Raw genomic sequence first — 26,358 nt, forward strand, 5'->3', positions numbered from 1 at the left:
CTCGGGTTGAGGCTTTCTGGCGATCGTGAGCTCCTCGGGTGCTGCCTGCCTGTCCGCCCCATCCTGGCGCAGCGCCCCGGACGACACGCAGCCGGGGCAGGCGCGGCGCTCCGGACGGCACGCAGCCGGGGCGGGCGCGACGCCGTGGGTGGCCTACGGCCGGGCGGGCGCGGCGGCCCGGCAGGTCGGCCGGAACGGCCCAACCGGTCGCGGTCCGCCGCCCCACCGGACGCCGACGGCCGGCCGGGTGACGCGCAGGTCACCCGGCCGGCCGCGGCGATCAGGACTGGTTTCCGCCCGGTGGCGGTGTGGGCGGCCCGCTCGGCGGTGGTGGATAGCCGGCGGGCGGGGCGTACCCGCCCGGCGGGTAGCCCTGGCCGGGAGCCGGACCGCCCGGCGGATAGCCCGGAGCCTGGCCGCCGGGCGGATAGCCCGGGGCGGGAGCCTGGCCGCCGGGCGGATAGCCCGGGCCGCCCGGCGGGACGTGACCGGCCGGCGGGCCGTAGCCGGGAGGCGCGCCGGGCGGGCCGTAGCCGGTCGGGACCGGCGGTAGTTCTTCGGCGGCCATCCGGTCGAGCACCTCGTCCGGCAGGTCGGCCGCCCGGGCCGCCTCCCGCCGGTAGCGGCGACGGTTCCAGATCAGGAAGACCGTCAGGCCGATCAGGATGACCAGCACCACGACGATGCCGATGCCGATGATCATGACCTGCTGATCGGTGGGGCCGCCCCGGTCGCCGTACTGGGTGACGTCGAAGTTGTCGTCCTCGCCCGCCTGCGGCGCCGCCGGACTGGCCGACTGCTCACCGAGGAGCGGGTTGGCGGAGACCTCCGGCACCTTCGCGGTGAGCGCGGCTGTCGGGTCGATCCGGCCGAAGCCGTACTGCGGGTCCCGACCGGGTGGGCCGGCGTCCCGGGCCGTCCGGATCAGCCGGTTGATCACGTTCGGCGCGTCGAGGTCCGGGTACTTCGACCGGATCAGGGCCGCGATCCCGGAGACGATCGCGCTGGCGTCGGAGGTGCCGTCACCCCAGCCGTAGCCGTGCTCCGGGCCGATGTTGTAGATGCCGTCGCCGGGGGCGGCGATCACCGCCTCCGGCCCCTGCACCGAGCCGGACCAGAACCGGCCGCCCTTGGTGGTGCCGGTCACCGCGATCACGCCGGGGATGTTGGCCGGGGCGTTCACGTCGGTGTCGCCCCGGTCGGTGTTGCCGGCCGAGGACACCACCACGGCGTCCCGTTCCAGGGCGTACCGGATCGCCTGGATCTCGTCCTCCGAGGCGGCGCCGTCGCTGCCGAAGGAGAGGTTGATCACCTTGGCGCCCCGGTCGGCGGCCAGCCGGATGCCGTCGGCCGCCGCCGTACTGGTGATGCCGCCCCGCCGCTTGGTGGTGATACCGATCGGCATGATCTTCGCGGCCGGGGCGATGCCCGTCACGCCGTCCCGGGCGGCGTTGGTGGCGGCGATGATGCCGGCCATGTGGGTGCCGTGACCCTCCGGGTCGGTCCGGGCGTCGCCGCTGCGGCCGTCGGTCCGGCGCCCCGGCACGACCTGACCGGCGATGTCCGGGTGGCTGCCGTCGACGCCGGTGTCCACCACCGCCACCAGCACGCCACGACCGGTGGCCAGCCGGTGCACCTGGTCGATGCGAAGCTCGTCCAGATACCACTGCTCGGCCCGCCGGGGCGCGGCCGCCGCCGGTTGGGCGGCCCCCAGCACCAGCAGGCCGGTCACCAGGGCCGCCACGACCGGCCGGAGGCCGCCCACGTTGAACCTCATCCGTCCGTCCTCATCGCAGGATGCCCGGGGACGCCGCGTCACCGCTGCCCCACGGATCGTCGTCCTCAGTCAACCACGACGAGTGCTCGCTGCCACCGCCGCCGTGCCCGGCGCCGCCGTGGCCGCCCATCATGCCGCCGCCCATCATCCCGGCGCCGCCGCGCAGCGCGCCCGCGCCGCCGGCGCCGGCACCGGCGCCGGCCGCGTTGCGCAACGCGCTGGCCGCACTGGTCATCGGCGGCACCTTGCCGTTGCCGCCGCCGACCATGCCGGGGATGCCGCCGACCCCGATGCCGCCGGCCGCGCCGACGCCGCCGCCGATCCCGCCGGCCGAGCCGACCCCGCCGCCGACGCCACCGCCGAGGCCGCCCGCGCCGCCGAGGCCGGCCGATCCGAGGCCACCACCCAGGCCGGTCCCGGTGCCGACCGTCGGTGCGGCCGCACCGGCCAGGCCGGTGCCGTACTGATGACCGCCGGTGCCCGGAGCGCCGGTGGACGGCGAGCCGATGGTCCCCACGCCACCGGAGTGGCCGCCACCGGTGGGGGGCGACCCGATGGATCCGACGCCACCGCCGCCGCCGAACGAACCGCCGCCACCGCCACCGCCGATGCTGCCGACGGAGGGACCGCCGCCGCCGAAGCCGCCGCCGCCACCTCCGCCCCCGCCACCGCCGCCCGGAATGTTCACGGAGGACGGGGTCTGCTTGTCCGGCGTGTAACCGTCGGCCACGTCACCGGCGTCCGGCCTCGGCACGACCAGCCGGGGCCGTTCGGTCTCCACCGCGGTGGGCAGCGGCGACATCGCGCTGGCCGCCGCCTTCTGGTTGTCGTTGTACCAGTTGTCCAGGTGCGACTTGGTGTCCCACCAGCCGCCGCGCTTGTGGTCCTCCGCGTTGCCGTCGATCTTCATGGTCGCCTCGAGGTCGTCGGCCTTGTCGCGGAACGCGCCGTCGGCGTACGAGGCTGGGTTGCTCTGGTAGTCCTTGCGCAGCGCGGCGAGGAAACCCGACGAGCTCTCGCCGTCCCGGGCGTCGTCGAGCTCGGTGCCGTTGGGCAGGCTCCACTCGTTCCACCCGAAGTTGTCCATCAGCGGGATGGGGATGCTGGCGACCGACTTGCGGATGTCGCCCTCGATCCGGGACAGCGCCCCGCTGACGTTGGCGGCGTGGGTGATCAGTTGCTCGATGTCCTTGCCGATCTCCGCCAGGTGGTCGCGGTACGCGTCGCCGCCGCTGCCCTTCCAGCCGGCCAGCAGGGCGGGCAGGCCACCGGTGTGCGGGCGCTCCTGGCCGGACGCGATCGGACCGACGAAGGAGCGGCCGACCAGCGCGTCCCGCAGGTAGCCCAGCCCGGTGGAGAGGCTGTTCCAGCCCACACTGACCGAGCCGACCGTCTCCGGGTCGGCCGAGAGCGTCACCTCGCGGACGCACTGCTCCCAGGTTCCTGCCATGACCGTCTCCCCCTCAGGCCGTGTACGGGTAGGTGGGCTGGTCGCCCGTGCTCGGCGGCGGCGCTGCCGACTCCAACAGGCGCTCGATCTGCTTGCCGTTGGCGGCGTTGCGCGCCTCGACGTCGCGGAACGCCTTGGCGATGTCCTCGGTGCCCTGCTTGAGCCCGGCGAGCTTGGTGGAGAGCCCCTTGAGGTGGGCCTCCATGTTGGCCGTCGACCGGGTCAGCGCCTGCCACTGCATCCGCGCGTCCTCGTACGCGCCGAACGGGGTGCCGTTCGGGACGGTCTGGGCGTTGTTGCTGTCGCCCTTCATCCGCTCCTTGATGCGTTCCATCTCGTAGCTGATCGTGTCGTCGATGTACTGCTTCAAACGCTCGACGTACGCCGCCGCGGCGTCCAGGTCCTCGACGCTGACGTGCAGATCGCCGGTGTCCGGCGGCTTGATGTCACCCATGGCTGCTGCCTCCCCGCTGCCGACCACGGTCGGTCCAATACGGACGCAGCGTATCGAGTGACGGCCAGTCGAGGCACCCCCACCCCGCGTTACGGGACATCGACCCGGTCGAGCGTCCCGAAATGCACCGGAGCGCGGGACCCCGAGGGGTTCCCGCGCTCCGCTGCGCGTCGGCCGCGTTACCGCGCGGCGCCGCTGGGCAGCTTCAGGCCGTTGACCGGGGTCAGCGGCAGCAGCTTCCGGCCGGTGGGGCCGATCTGGATCTCGGTGTCCATGGACGGGCAGACGCCGCAGTCGAAGCACGGCGTCCACCGGCAGTCGTCCTGCTCGTACCCGGAGCGGGAGTCCTGCCAGTCCTGCCAGAGCCAGTCCTTGTCCAGGCCGGAGTCGAGGTGGTCCCAGGGCAGGACCTCCAACTCCTCGCGCTCCCGGGTGGTGTACCAGTCCAGGTCGACGCCGTACGCCGGCAGCACCTCGGCGGCCGCCTCCACCCAGCGCTGGTAGGAGAAGTGCTCGCTCCAGCCGTCGAACCGGCCGCCGTTCTCCCAGACCTTGCGGATCACCGCGCCGACCCGGCGGTCGCCCCGGGACAGCAGGCCCTCGATGAGCGACGGCTCGCCGTCGTGGTAGCGGAAGCCGATCGCCCGGCCCAGCGAGCGGTCACTGTTGATGGCCTGCTTGAGCAGCCGCAGCCGGCCGTCGATGACCTCCGGCCGCTCCATGGCGGCCCACTGGAACGGGGTGTGCGGCTTCGGCACGAACCCGCCGATGGAGACCGTGCAGCGGATGTCCTTCGACCCGGTCGCCGCCCGGCCGGCCCGGATCACCTCGTGCGCCATGTCGGCGATCTCGAGGACGTCCTCGTCGGTCTCGGTGGGCAGGCCGCACATGAAGTAGAGCTTCACCTGCCGCCAACCGTTGGTGTACGCGGTGACCACGGTGCGGATGAGGTCTTCCTTCGACACCATCTTGTTGATCACCTGGCGGATCCGCTCCGACCCGCCCTCGGGGGCGAAGGTCAGACCGGTCCGCCGGCCGTTGCGGGACAGCTCCTGGGCCAGGTCGATGTTGAAGGCGTCCACCCGGGTCGACGGCAGCGACAGCGAGACGTTGGTGCCCGCGTACTGCTCGGCCAGGCCGGAGCACATGTCGCCGATCTCGGAGTGGTCGGCCGACGACAGCGAGAGCAGGCCCACCTCGTGGAAGCCGGAGAACTCCAGACCCTGCTGCACCATCTGGCCGACCGTGGTGATCGAGCGCTCCCGCACCGGGCGGGTGATCATGCCGGCCTGGCAGAACCGGCAGCCCCGGGTGCAACCCCGGAAGATCTCCACCGCGTACCGCTCGTGGACCGTCTCGGCCAGCGGCACCAGCGGCTTCTTCGGGTACGGCCAGGCGTCCAGGTCCATCGTCGTGCGCTTGTGCACCCGGAACGGCACGTCCGGGCGGTTCGGCACGACCCGCTGGATCCGCCCGTCCGGCAGGTAGTCCACGTCGTAGAAGCGCGGCACGTAGACGCTCTCGGTGCGGGCCAGCCGCAGCAGCAGCTCGTCGCGCCCGCCGGGGCAGCCCTCGGCCTTCCAGTCCCGGACGATCGCGGTGATCTCCAGCACCGCCTCCTCGCCGTCGCCGAGCACCGCGGCGTCGACGAAGTCGGCGATCGGCTCCGGGTTGAACGCGGCGTGCCCGCCGGCCACGATCACCGGGTCGGCGTCGGTGCGGTCGGCGGCGAGCAGCGGGACGCCGGCCAGGTCGATCGCGGTGAGCAGGTTGGTGTAGCCCAGCTCGGTGGAGAAGGAGACGCCGAACACGTCGAAGTCGCGCACCGACCGGTGCGCGTCGACGGTGAACTGCGGCACGCCGTGGGCGCGCATCAGCTTCTCCAGGTCCGGCCAGACCGCGTAGGTCCGCTCGGCGAGCACGTCGGGCAGCTCGTTGAGGACCTCGTAGAGGATCTGCACGCCCTGGTTGGGCAGGCCCACCTCGTACGCGTCGGGGTACATCAGCGCCCACCGGACGGTCGCCGCGTCCCAGTCCTTGACCACCGCGCCCAGCTCACCGCCGACGTACTGGATGGGCTTGGTCACCTGGGGCAGCAGCGGCTCCAGCCGGGGCCAGACCGACAACCCCAGGTCGCCGCGCGGCGCCGGGGCCGCGGCGCCGGAGCCGTCGCCAGAATTGGCCGCGACCGGGCGCGGCGTCGTGGACGGGGCACTCATGATGCCCAAGGGTACGCGGTGCTCCCCCGGTCACCACGGCGCACCGCAGGACCCGGAGCGGCCGAGGCGGCGGATTCGGCGGCGGTGGCGCGGCGGTACTAACCTCGCAGCGGGCGCGAGAGGAGATAGCCGCGATGTCGCAGCCGCAGCCGGGGGCGGACCGGCCGGCCGACGGGGGCAGCCCGGCCACGAGCCGGGAGCCGGGCACCGACGAGCCGGCCCGCTCCCCCGTACCGCCGGCGCCGGCCGACCAGGGCGGCGCGGACGCCCCGGACCACCTCGCGCCGGATTCGGCCGACCCGCCGCCCACGACCGGCGTCGGCCCGGTCGGCACCCCACCGGCGAGCCCGGCCGGTCACGACGGTGACCAGCAGCCGGACGCACCCGACCCCAGCGACCGACCCGAGCCGACCGACGCACCGGACCCCGGTGACGCGGACCCCCGGACCGCCGGGCCCGAGCCGGCCGACGCACCGGACCCGGGTGACGCGGAGCCCCGGACCGCCGGGCCCGAGCCGGCCGACGCACCGGACCCGGGTGACGCGGAGCCCCGGACCGCCGCGCCCGAGCCGACCGACGCACCCGACCGGACGGACCCGAGCGGCCCCGCGGACGCGCCCACAACCGGCCCGGGCGACCTGGATCCCCGGACCGCCGCATCCGAGCCGGCGGAGCCAGCCGGGCGACCCGACCCGACCCGGGTCGCCGGTCAGCCCGACCCGACCCGGGTGGAGACCGCCGCCGAACCGGCCGCGCCCCGCTGGAGCGGTTCCGCGCCGGTCCCGCCCCCGCCGCCGCGCCGGCGTGCCTGGGGCGAGTCCGCCGAGCCCACCCCCCTGCCACCCCCGGCGCCGGAGCACCAGGTCCCGGTCGACCCGTGGGAGGGCGTGGACACCACCGGCTGGGACCTGCACTCGGTCGATTTCCCGGCCCTGCCGCCGACGCTGCACTATCCGCCGCCCCCGCACACGCTGCCGTACCCGGCGCCGGTCGGCCCACCGCCGGTGGCGCTCCCGCCGGTGGCGCACCCGCCGGTGGCGCACCCGCCGGTCGTCGCCCGCCCGGCCGCGCCGCCGGTGCCGGTCTCCCCGCCCCGGCCGGCGCCGCCCGTGCCGGCGCCGAAGCAGCGCCGCCGCCGGAACCCGCCCCCGCCGGTGGCCCCGCCGCCCGACTGGCGGCCACCCAAGGGGTACGTGCCGGTGCCGGTCCGCCGCCGGCGGCGCTGGCCGTGGGTGCTGCTGCTCACCGTGGCCTGCTGCTGCGGCGTGCCGCTCTGGTGGGCCCAGCCGATGTCCGAGCAGTACCCCGCCAGCGCCACGCTGCCCGACCGAATGACCGGATTGCGGCTGCGCGAGGACCAGCGCAGCGTGGCCACCGCCCGGAAACTCAAGACCGAGGTACGCCAGGCGCACCTGTTCGCCGAGGACACCTTCGCCGGCATCTACAGCACGAACGACGGCAAGCGGGTGATCCTCTTCGGCGGCACCGGGTTCCGGCTGACCCCGGAGTCGGACGCGGACGCCGAGATCGCCCGGCTCCGCGAGCGGTACGCGCTGGACGCCGCCGAGCCGGTCGACACCGGGGTCCGGGGCCGGTACGAACGCTGCGCGGTGGGCCGCGACGACGGCGAGGCGGTGGTGGTGTGCACCTCCGTCGACCACGGCAGCCTGGCCACCGGCGTCTTCACCCGGCTCTCCGTCGACGACAGCGCCCGCCTGCTGGACACCCTGCGCCAGCAGGTGGTGACCCCGAAGCAGTCCTGACCGGCACCGGCCGGCCGGCACCGGCCGGCCGGCACCCGCCGGGGGCGGGCCGCCGGTCAGGCGGTGGGGTCGGCGGTGGGTTCGGCGCGCCGGGGCGCGTAGCGCGGGACGTACTCCTGGCCGGTGAGCTTCTGGATCTCGGCCATCAGCTCGTCGGTCATCTGGCGCAGCGACGTCCGGTCGTCGGACCGGCCGGTGAAGTCCAGCGGCTTGCCGAACTTGATGGTGATCTTGGCTCTGCCTGGCCGGGGGATGCGCGTCCCGATGGGCTGGGCCTTGTCGGTGCCGATCACGCCGACCGGGATGACCGGCACCCCGGCGGCCAGCGCGAGCCGGGCCGTGCCGGTCCGCCCCCGGTAGAGCCGCCCGTCCGGCGAGCGGGTCCCCTCCGGGTAGACGGCGACCAGGTCACCGGCCTTGAGCACCGGGATGGCGGCGTCGAACGCGGACAGCGCGGCCCGGCCGCCGGCCCGCTCGACCGGGATGGCGCCCAGCCCGGTGAGCACGAACTTGGAGAAGGTCCCCTTCACGCCGGTGCCGTTGAAATACTCCGACTTGGCCCAGAAGGCCAGGTGCCGGGGCACCACCGTGCCGAGCAGCAACTCGTCGGCGACGGAGAGGTGGTTGCCCGCGAAGATCGCGCCGCCGGTCGGCGGGATGTGCTCCAAACCCTCCACGTGGGGGCGGAAGGCCAGCCGCACCGTGGGCGCCACGGTGAGCTTGCCGATGGTGTAGAGCAGGGGCACGGGTCCTCCGGCGTTCGAACGTGAAGCAGGCGCTGTCACGGTAGCGGACGCCACCACCTGCGACCGATGGGGTGGCCGGCAGTCCACCCGCCGGGGCGGGTGCCGGGCGGGGGCCCCTCCTGCGCCGGATCCGGCTGGGTGGGCCCCCGCCGCGCACCTCAGACCCGCCGGACCGCGACCGTCACCCGCTCGCCCTCGCCGACCTCGCCGGGGAAGCCCTCGACGCCCTCGGCGAAGTCGATCGTGTCGGCCAGCACCTCCCGGGCCACGAAGTCGGTGTACGCGGCCACCGCGGCGCGCACCTCCTCCGACGCCGAGACCGCCACCGCGATCCGGTCCGAGACGTCCAGGTCGGCGTCCCGGCGGGCCTGCTGCACCACCCGGACCACGTCCCGGGCCAGCCCTTCGGCGGCCAGCTCCGGGGTGACCTCGGTGTCCAGCACCACCACGCCCTCGCCGCCGGGCAGCGGCGCGGAGTGCTCCGCGTCGGCGGCGACCAGGCGCAGCTCGTACTCGCCCTCGGCCAGGGTGACCCCGGCGGCGACCGGGGCGCCGTCGACCAGCTCCCACTCCCCCGCCTTGACCGCCTTGATCACCTGCTGGACCGCCTTGCCGACCCGCGGCCCGAGCGCCCGGGGCACCACGGTCAGCACCTGCTGGCAGTACGCGGACACCTCGTCGGAGAAGACGACCTCCTTGACGTTGACCTCGTCGGCGACCAGGTCGGCGAAGGGCCGCAGCTGGGCCGCGACCGGGGCGGCCACGGTCAGCGTCGACAGCGGCAGCCGCACCCGCAGGCCCTTGGCCTTGCGCAGCGACAGCGCCGCCGAGGCGACCGCCCGCACGTTGTCCATGGCGGCGACCAGCTCGTGGTCGGCCGGGAACTCCTCCGCCGACGGCCAGTCGGTCAGGTGCACCGACCGCTCACCGGTCAGGCCCCGCCAGATCTCCTCCGCGGTCAACGGCGCCAGCGGCGCCACCACCCGGCAGAGCGTCTCCAGCACCGTCCAGAGCGTGTCGAACGCGTCCGCGTCGCCGGCCCAGAAGCGGTCCCGGGAGCGGCGCACGTACCAGTTGGTCAGCGCGTCCAGGTAGGACCGGACGGTGCCGCACGCGCCGGAGATGTCGTACGCGTCCAGCTGCGCGCCGACGGTCGCCACCAGCTCGTTCGTCTTCGCCAGCACGTACCGGTCGAGCAGGTGGGTGGAGTCGGTGCGCCGCCGCGCCTGGTACCCGTCGGCGTTGGCGTAGAGCGAGAAGAAGTACCAGACGTTCCAGAGCGGCAGCAGCACCTGCCGCACCGCGTCCCGGATCAGCGTCTCGGTCACCGCCATGTCGCCGCCGCGCAGCACCGGCGAGGACATCAGCATCCAGCGCATCGCGTCCGACCCGTACGAGTCGAAGACGTGGTAGACGTCCGGGTAGTTGCGCAGGCTCTTGGACATCTTGCGCCCGTCCGAGCCGAGCAGGATGCCGTGGCTGAGGCAGTTGCGGAACGCCGGCCGGTCGAACAGCGCGGTGGCCAGCACGTGCATGGTGTAGAACCAGCCGCGGGTCTGTCCGATGTACTCGACGATGAAGTCGCCCGGGTAGTGGTGCTCGAACCACTCCCGGTTCTCGAACGGGTAGTGCACCTGGGCGAACGGCATCGAGCCGGACTCGAACCAGCAGTCCAGCACCTCCGGCACCCGGCGCATCATCGACCTGCCGGTCGGGTCGTCCGGGTTGGCCCGGACCAGCTCGTCCACCGCCGGCCGGTGCAGGTCGGTCAGGCGTACCCCGAAGTCCCGCTCGATGTCGGCCAGCGAGCCGTACACGTCCACCCGCGGGTAGTTCGGGTCGTCGGACTTCCACACCGGGATCGGCGAGCCCCAGAACCGGTTCCGGCTGATCGACCAGTCCCGGGCGTTGGCCAGCCACTTGCCGAACGAGCCGTCCTTGATGTGCCCCGGCGTCCAGTTGATCTGCTGGTTCAGCTCGACCATCCGGTCCTTGAACCGGGTGACCGCGACGAACCAGGAGGAGACCGCCTTGTAGACCAGCGGGGTGTCGCAGCGCCAGCAGTGCGGGTACGAGTGGGTGTAGGTGTCCTGCTTGAGCACCACCCCCCGCTCCTTCAGCTCCCGGATCACCGGCTTGTTCACGTCGAAGACCTGCTCGCCCTGGTAGGGCGGGACCAGTGCGGTGAACCGGGTGTGGTCGTCCACCGTGACGATGGTCGGGATGCCGGCCGCGTTGCAGGTGTTCTGGTCGTCCTCGCCGAAGGCCGGGGCCAGGTGCACGATCCCGGTGCCGTCCTCGGTGGTGACGAAGTCCGCGCCGAGCACCTGGTAGGCGTTCTCGCCGGCCCGCTCGACCAGGAAGTCGTAGAGCGGGCGGTACCGGCGCCCGACCAGGTCCCGGCCGGACACGGTGCCGACCTGCTCGTACCCCTCCAGCTCCTTGGCGTACGCGCCGAGCCGGGCGGCGCCGACCACGAAGCGGTCGCCGCTGCCTTCGCGGTCGGCGGAACCCCGGTGCTCCAGCACCGCGTACTCGATGTCCGGGCCGACGGCGAGCGCCAGGTTGGACGGCAGGGTCCACGGCGTGGTGGTCCAGACGCCGAGCCGGACCGGGCCGCGCACGAGTTCCGGCGCGGACTCGTCCGGGGTCAGCCCGAACCAGACCGTCAGGGTGGGGTCGTGCCGGTCCTTGTAGACGTCGTCCATCCGGGTCTCGGTGTTCGACAGCGGCGTCTCGCACCGCCAGCAGTACGCCAGCACCCGGAAGCCCTCGTAGACCAGACCCTTGTCGTGCAGGGTCCTGAAGGCCCACATGACGCTTTCCATGTAGTCCAGGTCGAGGGTCTTGTAGTCGTTGGTGAAGTCGACCCAGCGGGCCTGCCGGTTGACGTACCGCTCCCAGTCCTGGGTGAATTCCAGCACCGAGGTGCGGCAGGCGTCGTTGAACCGGGCCACGCCCAGGTCGAGGATCTCCGCCTTGGAGGTGATGCCGAGCTGCTTCTCGGCCACCACCTCGGCGGGCAGCCCGTGGCAGTCCCAGCCGAACCGGCGCTCGACGTGCTTGCCGCGCATGGTCTGGTAGCGCGGCACCACGTCCTTCACGTACCCGGTGAAGAGGTGGCCGTAGTGCGGCAGGCCGTTGGCGAACGGCGGGCCGTCGTAGAAGACGTACTCGTTCTTACCGTCGTCGCCGGTCGGCCTGGCCTCGACGCTGGCCTCGAAGGTCTTGTCGGCCGTCCAGTGCTCCAGGACCCGGCGCTCGACCGCGGGCAGGTCCGGGCTCGCCGGGACGCCGGCGGCGGTCGGGTCGTGCAACGGATAGGCCATCGGGGTCGCTCTCTCCTCAGCAGCTCACGGTCCGTGGGTCTGCGAGGACGAGCCTGATCCGGTACGCCGTGACCGGCGCCCCGGGCCGGGCCCGCGGTACCACCCCGCTTGGCGGCCGAGGTGCGACCGCCCGCTCGTTGGCCGGCTGTGACGGGCCGGTCCCGTCCGGTTCTACTGGGCCGGTCACCCGGCTGTTCTTCCGGAGGCTCGCCGGTGATGGCCGGGTCGTCGCCTGTGTGCCGTCCAGCGTACTCGACCGCCCGGCTAGGCTGCCGGCGTGATCCGGATCGAGCTGGACGAGCCCACCCTGGCCCGCACCCGGATCGCCACCAGCCCGCTCTGGGAGGCCAAGTGCAGCCTCTACCTCCTGCAGCGCTACCGGGACGAGGCGCCCTGGCCGTACACCGGCTGGGCCCGGCACGCCCGGCGGGTGCTCGCCGAGCGGCCCGCGACCGCGCCCGCGCTGCTCTACACCCGGACCGGGCCGTGGTATCCGGACTTCCTCGGTCCGGTGCCACCGGGCGCCAGCCCGACCATCGAGGAGGAGCTGGCCGCGCTGCGGGCCACCCCGGCCGAGGTGATCGCCGAGCAGATCCCCCGCTACCACGACCCCGGTGACCTGCCGGACTGGCTGCGCCCGTTCGTCACCGACCGGCAGGGCGCGCTGGACCGGCTGGCCGACGGCATCCAGGCGTACTGGGACGCGGCGATCGCCCCCTGGTGGCCGGCGATGCGGGTGGCCCTCGACGAGGAGGTGCTGCACCGGGCGCGGGCCCTCGCCGCCGACGGGCCCGACGCGCTCCTGGCCGACCTGCACGAGCGGGTCCGCTGGGACCGGCCGGTGCTCAGCCTGGTCAAGCCGTCGGAGTGGAGCTTCCGGGCGGTCGACCAGCGGCTGCTGCTGATCCCGCTGATCTTCTCGCGGGGCGCGCTCACCCACTCCACCGACCATCCCGAGGTCATCGCGGTCTCCTACCAGGCGCGCGGCGCGGTGCTGCTGGCGGACCGGCCGGCCGACGCCCGCGCGCCGGAGTCCCCGGGGGCCGACCGGCTGGCGGTGCTGGTCGGCCGGGGCCGGGCCCAGGTGCTGCGGGCGCTGTCCCGGCCGGGCACCACGGCCGGGCTGGCCGCCACCCTCGGCCTGGCCCCGAGCACCGTCTCGGAACACCTCGCGGCGCTGCTCAGCGCCGGGGTGGTGCACCGCCGCCGGGTCGGCCGCCGCGTCCTGTACGGGCTGGAGCCGGCCGGCGTGGCCCTGGTCACGCTGATCGGTGCGGGTTCGGCAGCCGCCTCCGCCTGAGGATTCGGCCGGCACCGAATTCGTTTCCCCGCCCCGCCCGCGGTCCCTAGATTCGCCGGCATGAGCGAGTACGCGATCGAGGCGGCCGGGTTGCGCCGCACCTACCGCAGCCGCACGGGCTGGCTGCGACCACAGCGCCGGGAGGTGGAGGCGGTCCGCGGCGTCGACCTGACGGTCGGCAACGGGGAGCTGTTCGGCCTGCTCGGACCGAACGGCGCCGGCAAGACCACCACCATCAAGCTGCTGAACACGCTGCTGATCCCGACCGCCGGCACCGCCCGGGTGTGCGGCCACGACGTGGTCACCCAGACCCGGGAGGTACGCCGCCGGATCGGCTACGTCTTCGGCGGCGACCGGGGCCTGTACGACCGGCTCTCCGCCCGGGACAACCTGCGCTACTTCGCGGAGCTGTACGGCGTGCCGGGACGGGAGCAGCAGCGGCGCATCGCCGAACTGCTGGAGCTGGTCCGGCTGGCCGGCCGGGAGCACGAGCGGGTGGAGGGCTATTCCCGGGGGATGCGGCAGCGGCTGCACATCGCCCGGGGCCTGCTGCACCGGCCGCGGGTGCTCTTCCTCGACGAGCCGTCGATCGGGGTGGACCCGGTGGCCGCCCGGGAGCTGCGCCGGACCGTCGCCGAGCTGGCCGCCACCGGCACCACCGTGCTGCTGACCACGCACTACATGGCGGAGGCGGACGAGCTCTGCGACCGGATCGCGGTGATCGCCAACGGCACCATCCAGGCCCTGGGCACCCCGGCCGAGCTGCGGCACCACGCCGACGGCCGGCAGGTGCTGGAGGTCGAGGCGTACGGGGTGGCGGACGCGCAGCTCGCGGCGATCCACGCCCTGCCCGGGGTGCGGGAGGCGAGCGTGGCGGTCACCGGCGCGGCACAGGTGCTGACCGTGCAGTCCGACGCGGGGGTGGACGTGCAGGCGGCCGTGCTGCGCGAGCTGGACGGAGTCCGGCTGGGCCGGGTCACCGCCCGCCAGCCGACGCTGGAGGACGCGTACGTGACGATCGTCAACCGGGTCGGCGCGCCGGCCGCGCCGGTCGAGGCGGTGCCGGCGTGAGGGTGCTGCGCATGATCGAGGTGGGCCTGCTGCTGCACACCAAGCAGCTCACCCGCTCCCCGTTCGAGATCGCCACGGCGTTGATCGTGCCGGTGGTGCAGGCCACCCTGGCGGTCTACCTGTTCCGGGCCGGCGGCGAGCCGGGCCGGCTGCTGGAGGCGGCGGTGGGCGCCGGGCTGATGGGGGTCTGGTCGTCGGTGCTCTTCGGCTCCGGCGGCGCCATCCAGAACCAGCGCTGGCAGGGCACCCTGGAAATGATCATGTTGGCGCCCCGCCCGCCGGCGTTGATGATCCTGCCGATCACGCTGGCCACCGCGGTCACCGGCACGTACGCCATGCTCGCCACCCTGCTCTGGGGCCGGCTGCTCTACGGCGTGCCGCTCGATTTCGCGCACCCGCTGCTCTTTCTGGTCGCGGTCCCCGGCTGCGTGCTCGGCCTGGGCATGTTCGGCATGCTGCTCGCCTCCACCTTCGTGCTGATGCGCAACGCCAACGCGTTGACCAACACGCTCGAATATCCGATCTGGCTGGTCTCCGGGATGCTGGTGCCGCTCACCGTGCTGCCCGGTTGGACCGGCCCGGTCGCCGCGGTGCTCCCCACCACCTGGGGCGCCCGCGCGGTGCACGAGGCGGCCGTCGGCGGCCCGGTCTGGCCGTCGCTGGGCGTCTGCCTGGCGATCAGCCTCGGCTGCCTGGCCGTCGGGGCCGTGATGATGACGTACGTGGAGCGACGGGCCCGCGCCGCGGCGACCCTCGCGCTGGCCTGAGGGGGACGACGATGGCACTCTTCCGGCTGATCGGCACCGGCGGCGTGATCGCCTACCGGGCCCTGTTCAACTGGACCACCCCGGCGATGTTCATCGGCTCGCTGCTGGTCGGTCCGATCTTCCAACTGCTCTTCTTCGCCTACCTGGGCCGGCAGTTGGGCGTCGCCGACGACCGGTTCTACATCGTCGGCAACGCGGTGCTCGCCGCCTCGCTCTCCTGCGTCTTCGGCGGCACCATGGCGGTGGCCAACGAGCGGCGCTTCGGCACCCTGGGGCACGTGCTGCTCTCCCCGCGCAGCCGCACCGCCGTCTTCCTCGGTCGGGTCCTCCCGTACGCCGGCAACGGGCTGCTCATCGCGGCCAGCACGCTGACGGTGGGTGCGCTGCTGCTCGGGTTACGGGTGCCGGTGCGGGCCCTGCCGGGGCTCCTGCTGGCCCTCGCACTGGCGGCGCTGGCCTGCGGGTTCTTCGGGCTCACCCTGGGCGCGCTGGGTCTGCGGTTCCGGGACGTCTGGGTGGTCTCGAACGTGTCGGTGGCGCTGCTGCTCCTGCTCACCGGCGTGAACGTGCCCGCCGCCGGGCTGCCCGGCTGGATGCGCGTGGTGGGTGACGCGCTGCCGATCACCCACGCCGCCCGGGCCGCCCGGCACCTGGCCGCCGGCGAGCCGTTCCGGGCGGCCGTCCCGGCCCTGGCCGCCGAGGCCGCCGTCGGCCTCGGTTACGCGGTCCTCGCCGCCGTCCTCCTCAAGGTCTTCGAGGCCGAGTCCCGCCGCCGCGCCTCCCTGGACACCCTCTGAGCCCCGCCCCCGGGCCCGTCCGGTTGATCATGAGGTTGGTGATCCACGTCATGATCAACCAGTGGCGGCCCGGGGGCCGGGGGGTCAGGGGGCGGGGAGGGTGGTGGTCCAGAGGGAGGCGCCGTCGCGGTCGCGCAGGTGCACCGTGAGGTCACCGGTCGCGCCGTCGATGGCGACCTCGCCGAAGTGCTGGAAGCCCTCGGCGGGTGAGGTGTTCGCCCGCGGCGGGGCGTGCACGAAGACCGCCTGCGGGCCGAAGGTGCCGTCCAGGGCGTTCGGGCCGAACGCGCCGGCGTGCGCCGGCCCGGAGACGAACTCCCAGAACGGGGTGAAGTCCCCGAACGCCGCCCGCGCCGGGTCGTAGTGGTGGGCGGCGGTGTAGTGCACGTCGGCGGTGAGGAAGACGACGCCGGTCACCCCGGCCCGGTGCACGGCCCGCAGCACCTCGGCGAACTCCACCTCGCGGCCGGCCGGTGCGCCCGGGTCGCCCTGCGCCACGCCCTCCTGCGCCCCGGGTCCGTCCGGCACGACGAGGCCGAGCGGCAGGTCGTTGGCGATCACCTTCCAGGTCGCCCGGGACCGGGTCAGTTCCCGGATCAGCCACTCCCGCTGCTCCCGGCCGAGCAGTCCGCGCGCCGGGTCGGCGTAGGTGTTGCCGTCGTTCGGGTCCTTGTACGTCCGCATGTCGAGCACGAAGACGTCCAGCAGCGGCCCGTACGACAGGCGGCGGTAGAGCGGGCCCTCGGCGGGCGCCGGCAGCCACTCGTGGAACGCCTGCCGGGCCCGGGCGGCGAGCACGTCCACCCGCTTCTCGGTGTACCGGTCGTCGGCGAGGATCTCCCCCGGGTACCAGTTGTTCAACACCTCGTGGTCGTCCCACTGGTTGACCTGCGGCACCTCGGCGGCGAACGCCCGCAGGTGGTCGTCGAGCAGGTTGTACGCGAACTGCCCGCGGTACTCGGCGAGCGTCTCGGCGACCTTGCTCTTCGCCGGGGTGACCAGGTTGCGCCAGATCCGCCCGTCGGGCAGCGGGACGCTCTCGACGAGCGGTCCGTCGGCGTAGACGGTGTCCCCGCTGCACAGGAAGAAGTCCGGGCGGCACGCCCGCATCGACCGGAAGATCGCCATGCCGTCGAAGTCCGGGCTGATCCCCCAACCCTGGCCGACGATGTCGCCGGTCCAGACGAACCGCACGTCGCGGCGCTCCTGCCGGCCGGGCGCGGTCCGGAACGAGCCGACCAGCGGCTCGCCGCACACCCCGTGCCGGTCGAGGCTCTCCACGCTCACCCGGTAGTGCAGCCGCTCCCCGGCGGGCAATCCGCGCAGCCGCAGCCGGCCGGTGCCGTCGGTCGACGGGTCCACCACCGGCCCTCGCACGAGCCGGGCGCCACGCAGGTCCGGCCGGCGGCTCACCTCCACGAGCATCCGCCCGGGGCGGTCGGCGCGGGTCCACACCAGCGCCGAGTCGGCGGTCACCTCCCCGCTCTGCACGCCGTGGGTGAGCACCGGGCGGCCGGCCGGGTGGAAGGCCGGCGCCGCACCGGCCCGGGCGCCGCCGAGCAGGCCACCGCCGGCCAGCCCGGCGCCGGTCAGCAGGCCGGCGCGCAACAGGGTACGTCGGTCGAGAGAAGTCATCGGTCCCCTCCGTCGGAATCGGTACCCGTGGGTCTACCGGGGCGAGGTGAGCCGGACCGGCGGTCCGGATGGCCGGCGGGAGAACCAGGGCTGACCACTCGTCGACATGACCACCGTCACAGGACCGCCCTGTCACGCCGGCACCCCCGCCACCCGTCGTACGGGCGGAAAGCCGAACCGAAGGAGGCCGAGATGAGTCGGATCAACATGGCGGCGGCGGTGCCGGAGGCGTACCGGGCCGTGCTCGGGCTGGAGAAGTACGTCCAGGCGAACGTGGACCACACCGTGCTGGAGCTGGTGAAGCTGCGCGCGTCGATGCTCAACGGCTGCTCGTTCTGCGTGGACATGCACAGCCGGGACGCGCTCGCGGCCGGCGAGGACACCCGCCGGCTCTTCGCGGTGGCGGCCTGGCGGGAGGCGCCGTTCTTCGACGAGCGGGAGCGCACCGCCCTGGCACTGACCGACGCGGTCACCCGCCTCGGCGACCACGGCGTGCCGGACGACGTGTGGGACGCCGCGGCGAAGGTGTGGTCGGAGAAGGAACTCGCCGACCTGGTCGTCGCGATCGCCACAATCAACGTGTGGAACCGGATCTCCGTGACCAGCCAGACCCAGCCGCCCCTCGAGGTGTGACCCGATCCGGGGCAGCGCAGGCGGCCGGTGCGCTCACCGCGCACCGGCCGATGCTGCTCGGGCTCGCCTACCGGATGCTGGGCAGCCTGCACGACGCCGAGGACGTGCTCCAGGAGGCCTACCTGCGCTGGCTGGACGTGGACCGGGCGGCGGTCGCCGAACCGCGCCGGTACCTGTCCCGGGTGGTGACCCGGCTGGCGCTGGACCGGCTGCGCGCACGGCAGGCCGCCCGGGAGACGTACGTCGGGCCGTGGCTGCCGGAGCCGGTGCCCACCGACCCGTCGCCGTTCGGGCCGCTGGACACCGTGGAGCAGCGCGAGACGCTCTCCACCGCGCTGCTGCACCTGATGGAACGGCTCACCCCACCGGAACGCGCGGTGTACGTGCTGCACACCGCGTTCGCGCTGCCGTACACCGAGATCGCCGACCTGCTGGACCGGTCGGAGGCGCACTGCCGGCAACTACACCACCGGGCGGTGGCCCGGATCCACGACGAGCGGCGACGCTTCACGGCGGGCCCGGCGGAGCAGCGGAGGCTGCTCGACGCGTTCCTCGCGGCGGCCCGCGACGGCGACCTGGCCCGGCTGACCGATCTGGTCGCGGCCGACGCCACCGCGTGGAGCGACGGCGGCGGTCGGGTCCGGGCCGCGCTCAACCCGGTGTACGGGTCGGACCGGATCGCCCGCTTCTTCGCCGGCATCTACGGCCGCCGCCAGCCGCACGTCGGGGCGGCGCCGGTGGAGCTGAACGGCGCCCCGGGGCTGCTGCTGCGCTGGCCGGACGGGACCCGCTACACCCTCGCCGTGGCCGCCGACGGCGGCCGGATCACCGGCCTCTACCTGATCGGCAACCCGGACAAGCTGACCCTGGTCGCGGACTGACCACGCGCGACGGCCCCGGTCCCGCAGTGCGGGCCGGGGCCGTCGACGGTGAGGTCAGCCCAGCTCGGGGAACCAGAGCGCGATCTCCCGCTTGGCGCTGTCCACCGAGTCGGAGGCGTGCACCAGGTTCTCCCGGTTGGACAGCGAGAAGTCGCCGCGGATGGTGCCGGCGGCGGCCTTGCGCCCGTCGGTGCTGCCGATCATCGCGCGGACCACGTCGATCACCTGATCGCCGGAGAGCACCAGGGCAACCAGCGGGCCGCCGGTCATGAACGCCTTCAGCGGCGGGTAGAACGGCTTGTCCACGTGCTCGGCGTAGTGCTGGTCGGCGAAGTCGCCGTCCATGGTCCGGGAGACCATCGCGTCGATCCGCAGCCCCTTGCGCTCGAACCGGGCGAGGATCTCGCCCACCAGACCGCGGCGGACCGCGTCGGGCTTGATGAGGACGAGGCTGCGCTCCTCGGGGCTGCTGCTGGACACGCTGGGTTCCTCCTGTGCGCGGATGCGGCTTCGGCTGGGTACGGTCAGCCTAGCGACCCGGTCCCGGCGCCGGGACGGCGGCTGCTCTTTCCCTTGGTCGCCGCCCCGGCCTAGCCTGGCCCTGGAACCCCTGGGAGGTCCACTGTGGCGAATGGCGGGAACCGAACCATCGCGCCGGTACGGAAACTGATCGGCGTGGTGCTGGGCACCGTGGCGACCTTCATCACGCTGTTCGGGCTGGGCATGACGAGCTGGGCGATTGTCGCGCTCGGCGTCGCGCTGCTGGTCCTGGCGATCGCCCTGGCCACGGTGCGCGGCGGCGGGCGCACCTGGGTGGTCGGGCTGGGGCACGTGCACAGCGCCTCCGAACCGCCCACCCAGTACGCGTTCGGCCGCTGCGAACTGCAACTGGTCATCGACGCCCCCGGACTGCCGCCCCGGTCGAAGAAGATCATCGAGCCGCGGGTGCCGGTCGCCAAGTGGCCGTCGCTCGGCCAGGCCCTGCCGATCCGGGTCGCCCTGGACGACCAGCGCCACGTCCGGGTCCTCTGGGACGAGGTGCCCACCCACACGGAGAGTGCCGCCACCCTCGCCGACCTGCCGCCCGAGTACGGCGGGCCGGAGCCGGTGGAGGAGGTGCTGATCGGGCAGGAGGCCCCGCCGTGGGCCGGCCGGCACCCGGAGGACGACTTCCGGGACGACTTCCGCGACGACTTCCGGGACGCGTCGGATCCGCCGCTGGACGACGTGCTGCGCAGCGAGGAGCGCGAGCCGGTGGTGGTGCACCAGCGTCCCGGTGGACCCAAGGTCGTCGAGGGCGAGGTCGTGGAGCCATCTCCCGGCGGGTCGTTTGCCGGCGGGCCGATGGCCGGCGGGCCAATGGCCGGCGGGCCGATGGCAGCCGGCGGGCCGCTGCCCCGCCGGGCCACCCCCGCGCCGCGCCCACCCGCCGAGGAGGGCTTCGACCCGATCGACCTACCGCTGGACGAGCCGGGACCGGAGGCCGGCCCCACCGCCGAGGAACTGGACGAGGCCATCTTCGGGCCGGCGGCCGACCCGCCCGCCGACCCGCCCGCCGAGGCGGACAACCCGATCAGCGGGGTCGGGATCACCCTGCTCGTCACCGACCTGGACCGGTCCCTCGACTTCTACCGGGAGCTGGGCTTCGACGAGCTCGACCGGGGCGCCGGCAACGCCGTCCTGGTCTCCGGGCCGACCCGGCTCGTGCTGCGCCAGGTGACCGGGGCCGCCCCGATCAGTCGCCGGCTGGTCCACGTCAACCTGGAGGTCGCCGACATCCAGGCCGCGTACGAGCGGCTGCGCGGGTCCGGGGTCCGGTTCACGTACGCCCCCCGGGTGGTCAACCGGGGCAGCCGGCTGGAGGTGTGGGCGGCCGCCTTCAAGGACCCGGACGGGCACGGGGTGGCGCTGACCCAGTGGCGCAGCCTCACCGACGCCTGACCCGCGGACGGCGTCGCGGGCCGCTCAGCCGAGGATGACCCGCCGCACGTGCAGCGCGTACGCCCACACCAGGGCGAACATCACGCCCAGCACGAGCAGCGACCAGTGCAGCAGCCCGGCGAGCATCAGCAGGCCCTGCAGGACCGTGCCGGCGTGCCAGGCCCACCGCCGCTTCATCTGACCGGCGAGCAGCACGCAGGCCACCGCCAGGGTGACGATCGCCGCGATGGCCGGGCCGCCCAGGTCGCCGCCGACGACCCGGATCGGCTGGATGGCGAGCACCAGCACCAGCGCCTCCAGCGCGAGCGTGCCGGCCCCGAGCCCGCGGACGGCCTTGACCGGGTTGCGCAGCCCGGACCGCCGCTCCCCCGGCCCGGCCGGGACGCCCGCCTCGGCCCCGTCCTTCGTCCCACCGGCCGCTGCCTCGCGGTCACCGGTCGGGGCCGGCGGCGGGTTGCCGTCGGTCACCGGCCGGTCCTCCGCCGGGCCGGTCATCGCTTGAGCAGCCGGCGGGCGTCGGCCACGGTCACCACCGATCCGGTGATCAGCACGCCCACCCCGGCCAACTCGCCCGGCACCTCGGACTCGGCCTCGGCGACCGCGGCCTCGATCGCGTCCGGCAACTCCTCGGTGACCTCCACCCGCTCCGGCCCGAAGATCTCCCGGGCCAGCTCGGCCAACTCCTCGACGGCCATCGCCCGGGGCGAGCTGTTGCGGGTGACCACGACCGAGTCGAGCACCGGCTCCAGCAGCTCCAGCAGGCTGGCCGCGTCCTTGTCGCCGAGCACGGCGAGCACCCCGACCAGCTTGCTGAACGCGAACTCCTCCTGGAGCGCGGTCACCGTGGCGGCCATCCCGTGCGGGTTGTGCGCGCCGTCGAGCAGGATCGTCGGCGCGGTACGCACCTTCTCCAGCCGCCCCGGCGAACTGGTCGCGGCGAAGCCCTCCCGGACCGCCTCGATGTCCAACTGCCGGCGGGCCCCCGCGCCGAGGAACGCCTCCACGGCGGCCAGCGCCACGGCCGCGTTCTGCGCCTGGTGTGCGCCGTGCAGCGGGATGAAGATCTCCTCGTACACCCCGCCCAGGCCCTGGATGGTCAGCACCTGGCCGCCGACCGCGACCGCCCGGCGCAGCACGCCGAACTCGGCGCCCTCCCGGGCCACGGTGGCGTTGACCTCGGCGCAGCGTTCCAGGATCGGGCGGGCCGCCTCCTCCTCCTGGGCCGCGGCGATCACGGTGGCACCGGGGTGGATGATGCCCGCCTTGTGCAGCGCGATGTCCTCGATCGTGTCGCCGAGCCACTCGGTGTGGTCCAGCCCGATCGGGGTGATCACCGCGACGCCGGCCTGGATCACGTTGGTGGCGTCCTCGGCGCCGCCGAGCCCGACCTCCACCACGGCGACGTCGACCGGCGCGTCGGCGAACGTGGCGAACGCCAGCGCGGTGGTCAGGTCGAAGTAGGTCAGCGGCTCGTCGAACCGCTGGTCGACCAGCTCGGCCAGCGGCGCGATCTCGCGGTACGTGGCGACGAAGCGGTCCTCGCTGACCGGCTCGCCGTCCAGGCTGATCCGCTCGCGCACGGTCTCCAGGTGCGGGCTGGTGTACCGGCCGGTGTGCAGCCCGAACGCCCGCAACAGCGAGTCGATCATTCGGGCCGTCGAGGTCTTGCCGTTGGTGCCGGTGAGGTGGATCGACGGGTACGCCCGCTGCGGGCTGCCGAGCAGGTCGAGCAGGCTCTCGATCTTCTCCAGCTCGAAGCGGATCCGGGTGAAGCCGCGCGCGTTGAGCGCGGCCTCCACCTCGGCGAATGCGGTGCGGTCGGTCACGCGGAGCCACCTTTCGTTCGCGACTGCGGGGCTCGCAACAGCGGCTCTCTCCTCGCGCTCACGAGGGCAGCGCCGCCAGCGCGGCGTCGATCCGGATCAGGTCCGCCTCGGCCACCGCCAGCCGTTCGCGGATCTTGGCGACCACCGGCTCGGGGGCCTTGCCGACGAACGCCGGGTTGTCCAGCTTCGCCCGCGCCTGCGCGGCCTCCTTCTCGGCGGCCGCCCGGTCCTTGGTGAGCCGGGCCCGCTCGGCGGCCACGTCGATCGACCCCCGGGTGTCCAACGCCACGCTGACCTCGCCGGGCATGGCGAGGGTGGCGCTGGCCTGGAAGTCGTCGCCGGGTGCGTCGAGGCGGACCAGCGAGCGGATCAGCGGCTCGTGCGCGGCGATGCCGGCGCCGGCCAGGCCGTCCAGCCGGGCCGACACCCGCTGCGTCGGGCGCAGCCCCTGGTCGGAGCGGAACCGCCGGATCTCGGTCACCACCCGCTGCAGGGTGCCGACCTCGCTCTCCGCGGCGTCGTCGATCCGGGTACGGTCGGCGGCCGGCCAGGTGGCCGTCATCACCGTCTCCCCGCCGGTGAGCGCGGTCCACAGCTCGTCGGTGACGAACGGGATGACCGGGTGCAGCAGCCGCAGCAGCTGGTCCAGCACGTGCCCGAGCACCCGGCGGGTGGCGTCGGCGGCCGGCCCGCCCTCGGCGAGCACCGGCTTGCTCAGCTCCACGTACCAGTCGCAGACGTCGTCCCAGGCGAAGTGGTAGAGCAGGTCGCAGACCTTGGCGAACTCGTACGCCTCGAACTGCTCGTCCACCTCGGCGGTGACATGCGCCAGCCGGGACAGGATCCACCGGTCGACGGTCGACAGCTCGGTCGCGGCCGGCAGCGGCCCGTCGGTGTGCGCGCCGTTGAGCAGCGCGAACCGGGTGGCGTTCCAGAGCTTGTTGCAGAAGTTCCGGGAGCCCTGGCACCACTCCTCGCTGACCGGCACGTCCTGGCCGGGGTTGGCGCCCCGGGCCAGGGTGAACCGGGTGGCGTCGGCGCCGAACCGGTCGATCCAGTCCAGCGGGTCGACCACGTTGCCGAAGGACTTCGACATCTTCTTGCCGTGCTCGTCGCGGACCATGCCGTGCAGGGCCACCACGTCGAACGGCTGCACGCCGTCCATCGCGTAGAGGCCGAACATCATCATCCGGGCGACCCAGAAGAAGAGGATGTCGTAGCCGGTGACCAGCACGCTGGTCGGGTAGAACTTGGCCAGGTCCGGGGTGCGCTCCGGCCAGCCGAGGGTGGAGAACGGCCACAGCCCGCTGGAGAACCAGGTGTCCAGGACGTCCTCGTCCTGCCGCCAGCCCTCGCCGGTGGGCGGCTGCTCGTCAGGGCCGACGCAGACGATCTCGCCGTCCGGGCCGTACCAGACCGGGATGCGGTGGCCCCACCAGAGCTGCCGGGAGATGCACCAGTCGTGCATGTTGTCGACCCAGGCGAAGTAGCGCTTGGCCAGTTCGGCCGGCTCGATCGCCACCCGCCCGTCGCGCACCGCGTCGCCGGCGGCCTTGGCCAGCGGGGCGGTGTTGACGAACCACTGCAACGACAGCCGCGGCTCGACCGTGGTCTTGCACCGCGAGCAGTGCCCGACCGCGTGCAGGTACGGGCGCTTCTCGGCGACGATCAGGCCCTGCTCGCGCAGCGCGGCGACGATCGCCGGGCGGGCCTCGTACCGGTCCAGGCCCTGGAACGGGCCGGGCGCGGTGATGATGCCCCGCTCGTCCATGATCGTCAGCGCCGGCAGGTCGTGCCGCTGGCCGATCTCGAAGTCGTTCGGGTCGTGCGCCGGGGTCACCTTGACCATGCCGGTGCCGAAGCTCGGGTCGACGTGCTCGTCGGCCACGATCGGGATCCGCCGGTCGGTGAGCGGCAACTCCACCTGGGTGCCGATGAGGTGCCGGTAGCGCTCGTCGTCCGGGTGCACCGCGACCGCCGTGTCGCCGAGCATCGTCTCGGCCCGGGTGGTGGCCACCACGACCTCGTCGCTGTAGCGGATCGAGATCAGCTCGCCCTCGTCGTCGGTGTGCTCCACCTCGATGTCGGAGAGCGCCGTGAGGCAGCGCGGGCACCAGTTGATGATCCGGTTGGCCCGGTAGATCAGGCCGTCGTCGAAGAGCTTCTTGAACATGGTCTGGACGGCCCGGGAGAGGCCCTCGTCCATGGTGAAGCGCTCCCGGTCCCAGTCGACCGCGTCACCGAGGCGCCGCATCTGGCCGAGGATCGCGCCGCCGGACTCGGCCTTCCACTGCCAGACCCGCTCGACGAACTTCTCCCGGCCCAGGTCGTGGCGGGACAGGCCCTCACCGGCGAGTTGCCGCTCGACCAGGTTCTGGGTGGCGATGCCGGCGTGGTCCATGCCGGGCAGCCAGAGCGCCTCGTAGCCCTGCATCCGCTTGCGCCGGCTCAGCGCGTCCATCAGGGTGTGCTCGAACGCGTGGCCCATGTGCAGCGAACCGGTCACGTTCGGCGGCGGGATGACGATGGTGAAGGGGGGCTTGTCGCTCTCCGCCGACGCCCGGAAGTGCCCGGCGGCTACCCACTGCTCGTACCGTCGCTGCTCTACCTCGCCGGGCTGGTACTGGCCGGCAAGGGTCGGGGCGTCGGGGCGTCGGGCATCCAGTCTCTCGGTCACCCTGAAAGTCTACGGAGCGCTTTCGGAGACCTGACGTGAGCCACCTCCTGTTCGCGTACGGTGGCGGACATGTCCGACGCGCACCTGACCGAGCGGCCGGTCGACGACGGTCCCGATCCCGTCGAGCTGACCGACGAACCGATCCAGCTGAGCCGCCGCGACCCAGCAAACGAGCCCGAGCCGGGCCGCCGCTCGCGCCGGCGCCGGATCGCCCTCGCCGCCGTCCTGGTCGTCGGGCTGGCCGGGCTGGGGGCGCTCGGCGTGGGTGGTTGGCGGGTGCTCCAGCAGAAGGATCCGCGGCTCAGCACGCCGGCGGAGGTGGCCGGGCTGCACCGGGACGACAGCGACCGGGCCCGGAGCACCGCGGACTACCTGCGTGACGGCTTCGCCGCCGACATCGAGCTGGACCGCAGCTTCGGCACCGTGTACGCGGACCCGGCCGACGCGAAACGTTCGGTGCTGATCTTCGGTGGCGCCACCCTGCTCTGGCAGCCGGAACGGGACCTGGACAGCCTCTTCGGGCTGATGGCGGACGAGACCGGCAAGGTCACCGGCCTGCGCGAGGTGGACGCCGGCCGGCTGGGCGGGGTGATGAAGTGCGGTACCACCAACGGCGACGGTGGCGACTTCGCGGTGTGCGGCTGGGCCGATCACGGCAGCGTGGTGATGGCGATCTTCCCGAACCGGTCCGTCAACGACTCGGCCGCCCTGTTCCGCCGCATGCGCGAAGCCATCGAGCACCGCTGACCCGGCGGCGCATTCCCGCCCGCCGGCTCTAGGTCCGTCCGCGCGTCACTGCCGGTCCTGACCCGACGGCGTTTCGCCCACCGGTCCAGCGTCCGCGCGTTTCTGCCCGCCCTGACCCGACGGCGTTCGCCCGCCGGCTCTGGGTCCGTCCGCCACCGCATCTGTCCGGGGTGGGGAAATGCAGTGAGGGCCACCCCGTTGGGGGTGGCCCTCGACTGAAAGATTGTCCGGCGGTGTCCTACTCTCCCACACCCGACTTGGGCCAATTAGTGCGTGCCGTGGATCGCGTCGAGAGCGGCGTGGAGGTCGTCGGGTAGGGGGTCAGCAGCGGTGATCGTGTGTTCC

Annotated in this window: 20 protein-coding genes; 9 read left to right on the forward strand and 11 right to left on the reverse strand. The window is 73.6% G+C overall.

Annotated features, from left to right (window positions below; translation table 11 throughout):
• Positions 1-280 precede the first annotated feature (280 nt).
• From mycP to ACIBPB_RS11525, 4 genes are all read right to left on the reverse strand, one after another.
• Positions 281-1,777 (reverse strand): type VII secretion-associated serine protease mycosin, encoded by a 1,497-nt coding sequence (mycP, locus tag ACIBPB_RS11510; protein ID WP_396839448.1) that lies wholly within the window; start codon positions 1,775-1,777, stop codon positions 281-283.
• A 10-nt stretch (positions 1,778-1,787) separates the two neighbouring features.
• Complete coding sequence (locus tag ACIBPB_RS11515) at positions 1,788-3,227, reverse strand: hypothetical protein (RefSeq protein WP_396839449.1); 1,440 nt, start codon at positions 3,225-3,227, stop codon at positions 1,788-1,790.
• Positions 3,228-3,240: 13 nt separating this feature from the next.
• Positions 3,241-3,681, reverse strand: coding sequence for a hypothetical protein (locus tag ACIBPB_RS11520; protein WP_396839450.1), 441 nt, complete (start codon positions 3,679-3,681; stop codon positions 3,241-3,243).
• A 179-nt stretch (positions 3,682-3,860) separates the two neighbouring features.
• Positions 3,861-5,900 carry a TIGR03960 family B12-binding radical SAM protein gene (locus ACIBPB_RS11525; RefSeq protein WP_396839451.1) on the reverse strand — a complete coding sequence of 680 codons (2,040 nt, stop codon included), beginning with the start codon at positions 5,898-5,900 and terminating at the stop codon, positions 3,861-3,863.
• Between the two features lie 638 nt (positions 5,901-6,538).
• Here ACIBPB_RS11525 and ACIBPB_RS11530 point away from each other — a divergent pair.
• Entirely contained in the window at positions 6,539-7,663 is a 1,125-nt protein-coding gene (locus tag ACIBPB_RS11530) for a hypothetical protein (RefSeq protein ID WP_396839510.1), read from the forward strand.
• Positions 7,664-7,719: 56 nt separating this feature from the next.
• On the opposite strand, the gene ACIBPB_RS11535 is transcribed toward ACIBPB_RS11530, so the two are convergent.
• Together ACIBPB_RS11535 and ileS are read right to left on the reverse strand one after the other, a co-directional pair.
• A complete protein-coding gene (locus ACIBPB_RS11535) occupies positions 7,720-8,409 on the reverse strand; it encodes a lysophospholipid acyltransferase family protein (RefSeq protein ID WP_396839452.1) in 690 nt (229 codons plus the stop codon).
• A 158-nt stretch (positions 8,410-8,567) separates the two neighbouring features.
• The gene (gene ileS, locus ACIBPB_RS11540; RefSeq protein WP_396839453.1) at positions 8,568-11,738 is read right to left on the reverse strand and encodes an isoleucine--tRNA ligase; all 3,171 of its coding nucleotides are present in this window, start codon (positions 11,736-11,738) and stop codon (positions 8,568-8,570) included.
• A gap of 277 nt (positions 11,739-12,015) precedes the next feature.
• Here ileS and ACIBPB_RS11545 point away from each other — a divergent pair, with 277 nt between their 5' ends.
• The 4 genes from ACIBPB_RS11545 to ACIBPB_RS11560 are packed head-to-tail and all read left to right on the forward strand — an operon-like array spanning position 12,016 to position 15,673.
• Positions 12,016-13,038, forward strand: coding sequence for an ArsR family transcriptional regulator (locus ACIBPB_RS11545; RefSeq protein WP_396839455.1), 1,023 nt, complete (start codon positions 12,016-12,018; stop codon positions 13,036-13,038).
• Positions 13,039-13,098: 60 nt separating this feature from the next.
• Positions 13,099-14,109, forward strand: a complete 1,011-nt coding sequence (locus ACIBPB_RS11550) for an ABC transporter ATP-binding protein (RefSeq protein ID WP_396839456.1) — start codon at positions 13,099-13,101, stop codon at positions 14,107-14,109.
• The gene (locus ACIBPB_RS11555; RefSeq protein ID WP_396839457.1) at positions 14,106-14,876 is read left to right on the forward strand and encodes an ABC transporter permease; all 771 of its coding nucleotides are present in this window, start codon (positions 14,106-14,108) and stop codon (positions 14,874-14,876) included. Before ACIBPB_RS11550 ends, ACIBPB_RS11555 begins: the two co-directional genes overlap by 4 nt.
• An 11-nt stretch (positions 14,877-14,887) precedes the next feature.
• Complete coding sequence (locus ACIBPB_RS11560) at positions 14,888-15,673, forward strand: ABC transporter permease (protein WP_396839458.1); 786 nt, start codon at positions 14,888-14,890, stop codon at positions 15,671-15,673.
• Positions 15,674-15,757: 84 nt separating this feature from the next.
• Here the strand turns inward: ACIBPB_RS11560 and ACIBPB_RS11565 are convergent, their stop codons facing one another.
• Complete coding sequence (locus ACIBPB_RS11565) at positions 15,758-17,308, reverse strand: alkaline phosphatase D family protein (protein ID WP_396839459.1); 1,551 nt, start codon at positions 17,306-17,308, stop codon at positions 15,758-15,760.
• Positions 17,309-17,500: 192 nt separating this feature from the next.
• Between ACIBPB_RS11565 and ACIBPB_RS11570 the strand changes: the two genes are divergently transcribed.
• Complete coding sequence (locus ACIBPB_RS11570; RefSeq protein ID WP_396839460.1) at positions 17,501-17,941, forward strand: carboxymuconolactone decarboxylase family protein; 441 nt, start codon at positions 17,501-17,503, stop codon at positions 17,939-17,941.
• Positions 17,938-18,822 carry an RNA polymerase sigma-70 factor gene (locus tag ACIBPB_RS11575; protein ID WP_396839461.1) on the forward strand — a complete coding sequence of 295 codons (885 nt, stop codon included), beginning with the start codon at positions 17,938-17,940 and terminating at the stop codon, positions 18,820-18,822. The genes ACIBPB_RS11570 and ACIBPB_RS11575 overlap by 4 nt, the downstream gene beginning before the upstream one ends.
• Before the next feature lie 54 nt (positions 18,823-18,876).
• Here ACIBPB_RS11575 and ndk read toward each other — a convergent pair whose 3' ends face one another.
• On the reverse strand, positions 18,877-19,302 hold the full coding sequence (gene ndk, locus ACIBPB_RS11580; RefSeq protein ID WP_357322753.1) for a nucleoside-diphosphate kinase: 426 nt from the start codon (positions 19,300-19,302) through the stop codon (positions 18,877-18,879).
• 144 nt (positions 19,303-19,446) lie between these two features.
• On the opposite strand from ndk, the gene ACIBPB_RS11585 reads away from it, so the two are divergent.
• Positions 19,447-20,763 (forward strand): VOC family protein, encoded by a 1,317-nt coding sequence (locus ACIBPB_RS11585; RefSeq protein ID WP_396839463.1) that lies wholly within the window; start codon positions 19,447-19,449, stop codon positions 20,761-20,763.
• 24 nt (positions 20,764-20,787) lie between these two features.
• Here ACIBPB_RS11585 and ACIBPB_RS11590 read toward each other — a convergent pair whose 3' ends face one another.
• From ACIBPB_RS11590 to ACIBPB_RS11600, 3 genes are read right to left on the reverse strand one after another with little or no spacing between them, the layout of a single operon-like run.
• A complete protein-coding gene (locus ACIBPB_RS11590) occupies positions 20,788-21,258 on the reverse strand; it encodes a DUF4233 domain-containing protein (RefSeq protein ID WP_396839464.1) in 471 nt (156 codons plus the stop codon).
• Positions 21,255-22,589: a bifunctional folylpolyglutamate synthase/dihydrofolate synthase gene (locus ACIBPB_RS11595; protein WP_396839465.1), complete on the reverse strand. Its 1,335-nt coding sequence runs from the start codon at positions 22,587-22,589 to the stop codon at positions 21,255-21,257. The genes ACIBPB_RS11590 and ACIBPB_RS11595 overlap by 4 nt, the downstream gene beginning before the upstream one ends.
• Positions 22,590-22,647: 58 nt before the next feature.
• Positions 22,648-25,266: a valine--tRNA ligase gene (locus ACIBPB_RS11600; RefSeq protein WP_396839466.1), complete on the reverse strand. Its 2,619-nt coding sequence runs from the start codon at positions 25,264-25,266 to the stop codon at positions 22,648-22,650.
• Between the two features lie 69 nt (positions 25,267-25,335).
• Between ACIBPB_RS11600 and ACIBPB_RS11605 the strand changes: the two genes are divergently transcribed.
• On the forward strand, positions 25,336-26,013 hold the full coding sequence (locus ACIBPB_RS11605; protein ID WP_396839467.1) for a hypothetical protein: 678 nt from the start codon (positions 25,336-25,338) through the stop codon (positions 26,011-26,013).
• Positions 26,014-26,358: the final 345 nt, after the last annotated feature.

The sequence above is a fragment of the Micromonospora sp. NPDC049836 genome, assembly GCF_044465125.1.
Taxonomy (GTDB): Bacteria; Actinomycetota; Actinomycetes; order Mycobacteriales; family Micromonosporaceae; genus Micromonospora.

Excerpts from the sequence above, each read along its gene's own strand:
- mycP (WP_396839448.1), bottom strand. The coding sequence starts at position 1,777 with ATGAGGTTCAACGTGGGCGGCCTCCGGCCGGTCGTGGCGGCCCTGGTG.
- ACIBPB_RS11515 (WP_396839449.1), bottom strand. The coding sequence starts at position 3,227 with ATGGCAGGAACCTGGGAGCAGTGCGTCCGCGAGGTGACGCTCTCGGCC.
- ACIBPB_RS11520 (WP_396839450.1), bottom strand. The coding sequence starts at position 3,681 with ATGGGTGACATCAAGCCGCCGGACACCGGCGATCTGCACGTCAGCGTC.
- ACIBPB_RS11525 (WP_396839451.1), bottom strand. The coding sequence starts at position 5,900 with ATGAGTGCCCCGTCCACGACGCCGCGCCCGGTCGCGGCCAATTCTGGC.
- ileS (WP_396839453.1), bottom strand. The coding sequence starts at position 11,738 with ATGGCCTATCCGTTGCACGACCCGACCGCCGCCGGCGTCCCGGCGAGC.
- ACIBPB_RS11550 (WP_396839456.1), top strand. The coding sequence starts at position 13,099 with ATGAGCGAGTACGCGATCGAGGCGGCCGGGTTGCGCCGCACCTACCGC.
- ACIBPB_RS11560 (WP_396839458.1), top strand. The coding sequence starts at position 14,888 with ATGGCACTCTTCCGGCTGATCGGCACCGGCGGCGTGATCGCCTACCGG.
- ACIBPB_RS11565 (WP_396839459.1), bottom strand. The coding sequence starts at position 17,308 with ATGACTTCTCTCGACCGACGTACCCTGTTGCGCGCCGGCCTGCTGACC.
- ACIBPB_RS11570 (WP_396839460.1), top strand. The coding sequence starts at position 17,501 with ATGAGTCGGATCAACATGGCGGCGGCGGTGCCGGAGGCGTACCGGGCC.
- ACIBPB_RS11590 (WP_396839464.1), bottom strand. The coding sequence starts at position 21,258 with ATGACCGGCCCGGCGGAGGACCGGCCGGTGACCGACGGCAACCCGCCG.
- ACIBPB_RS11605 (WP_396839467.1), top strand. The coding sequence starts at position 25,336 with ATGTCCGACGCGCACCTGACCGAGCGGCCGGTCGACGACGGTCCCGAT.